This is a genomic window from Bacillus sp. RO2, assembly GCF_012911845.1.
Taxonomy (GTDB): Bacteria; Bacillota; Bacilli; order Bacillales; family Bacillaceae_I; genus Sutcliffiella_A.
On record NZ_JAAXCU010000001.1, the window covers coordinates 1 to 4,678 of the forward strand.

At 42.6% G+C, this 4,678-nt stretch carries 3 protein-coding genes and 12 tRNA genes; 1 reads left to right on the plus strand and 14 read right to left on the minus strand.

What is annotated here, in order from left to right; genetic code table 11:
- Window positions 1-394 precede the first annotated feature (394 nt).
- Together HF078_RS00005 and HF078_RS00010 are read right to left on the minus strand one after the other, a co-directional pair.
- Window positions 395-1,366 (minus strand): nuclease-related domain-containing protein, encoded by a 972-nt coding sequence (locus HF078_RS00005; RefSeq protein ID WP_169289299.1) that lies wholly within the window; start codon window positions 1,364-1,366, stop codon window positions 395-397.
- Between the two features lie 48 nt (window positions 1,367-1,414).
- On the minus strand, window positions 1,415-2,074 hold the full coding sequence (locus HF078_RS00010; protein WP_169289300.1) for a B3/B4 domain-containing protein: 660 nt from the start codon (window positions 2,072-2,074) through the stop codon (window positions 1,415-1,417).
- Window positions 2,075-2,196: 122 nt separating this feature from the next.
- Here HF078_RS00010 and queG point away from each other — a divergent pair, with 122 nt between their 5' ends.
- Complete coding sequence (gene queG / locus HF078_RS00015) at window positions 2,197-3,336, plus strand: tRNA epoxyqueuosine(34) reductase QueG (RefSeq protein ID WP_169289301.1); 1,140 nt, start codon at window positions 2,197-2,199, stop codon at window positions 3,334-3,336.
- Between the two features lie 121 nt (window positions 3,337-3,457).
- On the opposite strand, the gene HF078_RS00020 is transcribed toward queG, so the two are convergent.
- From HF078_RS00020 to HF078_RS00075, 12 genes are all read right to left on the minus strand, one after another.
- Window positions 3,458-3,531 (minus strand) — tRNA-Gly (locus tag HF078_RS00020).
- Between the two features lie 3 nt (window positions 3,532-3,534).
- A tRNA-Leu gene (locus tag HF078_RS00025) sits at window positions 3,535-3,618 on the minus strand.
- Between the two features lie 23 nt (window positions 3,619-3,641).
- Window positions 3,642-3,730, minus strand: a tRNA-Leu gene (locus HF078_RS00030).
- A gap of 38 nt (window positions 3,731-3,768) precedes the next feature.
- Window positions 3,769-3,842: transfer RNA gene (locus tag HF078_RS00035), tRNA-Cys, on the minus strand.
- 9 nt (window positions 3,843-3,851) lie between these two features.
- Window positions 3,852-3,926 (minus strand) — tRNA-Gly (locus HF078_RS00040).
- Between the two features lie 5 nt (window positions 3,927-3,931).
- A tRNA-Gln gene (locus HF078_RS00045) sits at window positions 3,932-4,006 on the minus strand.
- 52 nt (window positions 4,007-4,058) lie between these two features.
- A tRNA-His gene (locus HF078_RS00050) sits at window positions 4,059-4,134 on the minus strand.
- A 14-nt stretch (window positions 4,135-4,148) separates the two neighbouring features.
- Window positions 4,149-4,222 (minus strand) — tRNA-Trp (locus tag HF078_RS00055).
- 31 nt (window positions 4,223-4,253) lie between these two features.
- Window positions 4,254-4,337: transfer RNA gene (locus HF078_RS00060), tRNA-Tyr, on the minus strand.
- A 7-nt stretch (window positions 4,338-4,344) separates the two neighbouring features.
- Window positions 4,345-4,420: transfer RNA gene (locus HF078_RS00065), tRNA-Thr, on the minus strand.
- A 37-nt stretch (window positions 4,421-4,457) separates the two neighbouring features.
- Window positions 4,458-4,533, minus strand: a tRNA-Phe gene (locus tag HF078_RS00070).
- A gap of 21 nt (window positions 4,534-4,554) precedes the next feature.
- Window positions 4,555-4,630 (minus strand) — tRNA-Asp (locus tag HF078_RS00075).
- Between the last annotated feature and the right edge of the window lie 48 nt (window positions 4,631-4,678).

The window sequence follows — 4,678 nt, forward strand, 5'->3', positions numbered from 1 at the left end:
TTGTTATGTTTATGTTGTGGTCTTGGGATTTGTGTTGAGGATGTTTGGTTTTGATTTTGATTTGTGTATTTTTTATAAGTGCATGTTAAGAGTGTGATTTGGTTTGTTCTTTTGGAAAAGATTTTGGGTAACTGGGTTTTGTTGACGGAAGTATTTGTCTCGTATGAGGACAATGTTTCCCATTTTCCCTTTGTGGAGGGAGTCATTCTCTTCGTATGAGGACAATGTTTCCTACTTTCCCTTATCTGAAGGAGTCATTCGTCTCGTATGAGGACAATGTTTCCCACTTTCCCTTGGTGGAGGGAGTCATTCACTTCGTATGAGGACAATGTTTTCCACTTTCCCTTGGTGGAGGGAGTCATTCACTTCGTATGAGGACAATGTTTCCTACGTATCATCGACCGAGGGAATCATTCAACATTAATGTACCTGATCCGTTTATTCTCTGTTTATCCTTAACATAATTAGCCGACTTTCCATGTCCAATTAATGAAAAGTTAATGTGTAAAACCCTTTGAATTACTTTCTTAGAGACCATTTCCCCAATCCAATCATGAATGATCTTTGTAGTGATCTTCATCTGTGGAAACAAACTACAACACTCATTTATAGCCCTTACCAAAGCTATATCCAAATCTTCCTTACTGCCGCACATTTTACATTCAATCGTTCTATATTTATGGCGAACCCCCATCCCCCCACACCCAACACAAACAATCCCCTTCCGCAGCTCCTCATACCTGTACTCAGGCAGTCTTTCATATGGTGACTTCTCAATATGCAGTTCACACAGCTTCTCTGCCAAACGAGAGTGACGAGTATTTAACCTTGCAGATCCAGAAGATTGCTTCAATAATTTAGTAGAAAACCGATTCAATTGGGAACAAAATACTATTGGTAATTTAGGTGGGCAATTATATAGATTATACTCGGGGTTAATAAATATGAGGTTTGATTCTATGGGGAGTTGATATCCGAGGCTTCTGAGGAGTTGTCTTAACGCGGTTTCGCATCGTTGCATTTGTAATAAGGGATCTTTTATTTCTTTACTGCCGGAATACCACCTGTCTTTCTCAAATAAGAAATCACCCTCAAAATTCTTCACTTCAAACAAGTACACCCTATCCCCTCCAATCACAAGGGAGTCAATTTGAAACAAACTGCCTGCGTACTCCAGTAGCAGATCATTCACCACCATCCACTCGCCTTCCAAGCCAGAAAACCATTTATCAAAAAGCATCTCCCCCTGATAACCTTTTTCGAGATTCCAATATCGGCTATCATCCACGAGACCTTCTCGTGCCTTTATCATTCTTAATAATTTCAGCTCCTCTGACTCCATACGCTCCTTCATCATAAAACTCATCCACAACACTCCTTACAAAAATTATAAAAAGCAGGCAAACCTAATTACCTACTTTTCATCTAAAACCCAATACTCGCTCGTTCCACCATGAACCTGTAGAAACATCTCGCTGATTGCCGCAAGCATCTCCTCACATTCAGCATTTTCCATAGAAGGCTTAAAATACACAACATGCATCGCAGAAGTGCTCTCCTCAGAAACCGCTGTCCTGCGGCTATCGACAAAAGGACTTCCAAAAGGACCTACCTCATCACGAGTGTGAAGCATCTTAGCTAATTTAATTTCTCGTCCATTTAACCCTTCATAACTTGCCGTCTCATCTCCAACCGCAACCGTTACATCACCAACAATCTTCTCAGCATCATAGATTCCAAAGGGGATTTCATATTTCATTGAAAAAAAGTTGTTCAAATCCACAGCAGAATTGAATGGCTCAAGGAATTGACCTTTTTTTATTCTACGGTATAACGCCTCCACGGATGGGCGATACCTAGATGGATCTATCCCTGTTTCCTTGAATACAGAGCGCCACTCTGCCACTCCCGGAATATCTTTCATATCCTTATCTTCTAAATCCAAGTGAAGCGATTCCTGGAAAAGACGAATTCTTCCTTTTAACATCTGAGGTGACGAACTAACACTAATATCGTTATACATAATGATACCGTATTTCTTAAGAGTTACACTTTCATCAATCAATACTTTCATCTAGCCCATCCTTCCTTTCATTATTATGGTAATTGTATCATATAACTTGTTCCATACTACCTCTTGCTTTTAAATATGTTAAAATATAGGTTGGTTAAAATACATTAAAGGAGGTGTTCACATTGAATGAGGAAAACATAAAACTAAAAGAAGAAATCATTGCCTATAGTAAAGAGATTGGCATTGATAAGATTGGATTTGCAAGTGCCGGAGTCTTCACTGGTCTAAAAGAAAGACTAATCACTCACCAGGAACTTAACTATCAATCTGGGTTTGAAGAACCTGATATTGAGAAACGTACAAACCCGGAACTACTAGTTCCCAAGGCTAAAAGCATTATTGCCATTGCTCTTGCATATCCCTCCAAAATGAAAGACGCACCAAGAAGCACCCGTGAAGAGCGACGAGGGATATTTTGCCGTGCATCCTGGGGAGTCGACTACCATGATATCTTAAGAGAGAAACTCAGATTGTTAGAAGCGTTCATAAAAGAAAAGCGTCCAGACGCTCTAACGAAATCTATGGTAGATACCGGTGAGCTAAGTGACCGGGCTGTTGCAGAACGTGCAGGTATCGGTTGGAGTGGAAAGAACTGTGCCATTATAACGCCTGAGTTTGGTTCTTATGTGTATTTAGGGGAAATGATTACTACATTACCCTTTGAACCAGATACACCTCTTGAAGACAACTGTGGGACCTGTAATAAATGCGTGGAAGTCTGTCCTACAGGTGCACTCGTTCAAGGTGGACAACTCGATTCTAATAAATGCATTGCCTTCCTGACACAAACAAAAGGCTTCCTTGCAGAAGAATATCGCACCAAATTAGGTAACAGACTCTACGGCTGTGATACTTGCCAGACAGTGTGCCCTGAAAATAAAGGAAAAGATTTTCACCTTCATCCTGAAATGGAGCCCGATCCTGAAATCGTAAAACCGAAGCTAAAACCTCTATTGACCATCTCCAACAGAGAATTCAAAGAGAACTTTGGTAAAATCTCTGGATCATGGCGTGGGAAAAAGCCTATACAACGAAATGCCATTATCGCGCTCGCTCATTACAAAGATACTTCGGCTATACCTGATCTCCAAAGTCTTTTAAAAAATGACCCTCGTCCAGTAATAAGAGGAACGGCAGCCTGGGCATTAGGAAAAATAGGGGACAAGCAAGCATTAGAAACACTTCACCATTATCAAACAACAGAAAAAGATCCTGAAGTGTTAAAAGAACTTGAAAAAGGAATTAGCATGCTTTCTGAGTAGAGTGAGGCACATAAGAAAGCCACAGAACATATTAATGCTCTGTGGCTTTTAGTTATAGATTTCAACTTAACACCAATAAAAAAGACCCCAACAATAAGTTGAAGTCTTGAAAAGTTATGTATGGAGCGGGTGATGGGAATCGAACCCACGACATCAGCTTGGAAGGCTGAGGTTTTACCATTAAACTACACCCGCGATTGGTACCGGTGGCCGGGGTCGAACCGGCACTCCAGAGGAACACGATTTTGAGTCGTGCGCGTCTGCCAATTCCGCCACACCGGCTTACTCAATCATAATTATTCAAATGGTGCCGAGGACCGGAATCGAACCGGTACGGTAGTCACCTACCGCAGGATTTTAAGTCCTGTGCGTCTGCCAGTTCCGCCACCCCGGCTTGTCTCGTATATATGAATAATTATTTTTCAATAAAATTGGAGGTGGCAACCGGATTTGAACCGGTGATAAAGGTTTTGCAGACCTTGGCCTTACCACTTGGCTATGCCACCTAAAATATTTGGAGCGGAAGACGGGATTCGAACCCGCGACCCCCACCTTGGCAAGGTGGTGTTCTACCACTGAACTACTTCCGCAAAAATGGCTGGGCTAGCTGGATTCGAACCAACGCATGTCGCAGTCAAAGTGCGATGCCTTACCGCTTGGCTATAGCCCAATAAATTTAGAAATAAAAAAGACTTAAATGAAAGTCGATAATAAGTAAATTATGGGGCGACTGATGGGAATCGAACCCACGAATGCCTGAACCACAATCAGGTGCGTTAACCACTTCGCCACAATCGCCATAATTTTTAAATTGGCAGGGGCAGTAGGAATCGAACCCACACCGGAGGTTTTGGAGACCTCTGTTCTACCGTTAAACTATGCCCCTATAAAACAATTTGTTACTACTTTTAAAGAAATGGTGGAGGGGGGCAGATTCGAACTGCCGAACCCGAAGGAGCGGATTTACAGTCCGCCGCGTTTAGCCACTTCGCTACCCCTCCATATTCCTGGTGCCGGCGATAGGAGTCGAACCCACGACCTACTGATTACAAGTCAGTTGCTCTACCAACTGAGCTACACCGGCATTATATGGTGATTCTTTCATTTTGGTGAAAAAATCATGGTGGCTCGGGACGGAATCGAACCGCCGACACATGGATTTTCAGTCCATTGCTCTACCAACTGAGCTACCGAGCCTAATTCTATTTTCAAAGAAAATGGCGGTCCCGACCGGGATCGAACCGGCGATCTCCTGCGTGACAGGCAGGCATGTTAACCGCTACACCACGGGACCATTTGGTTGCGGGGACAGGATTTGAACCTGCGACCTTCGGGTTATGAG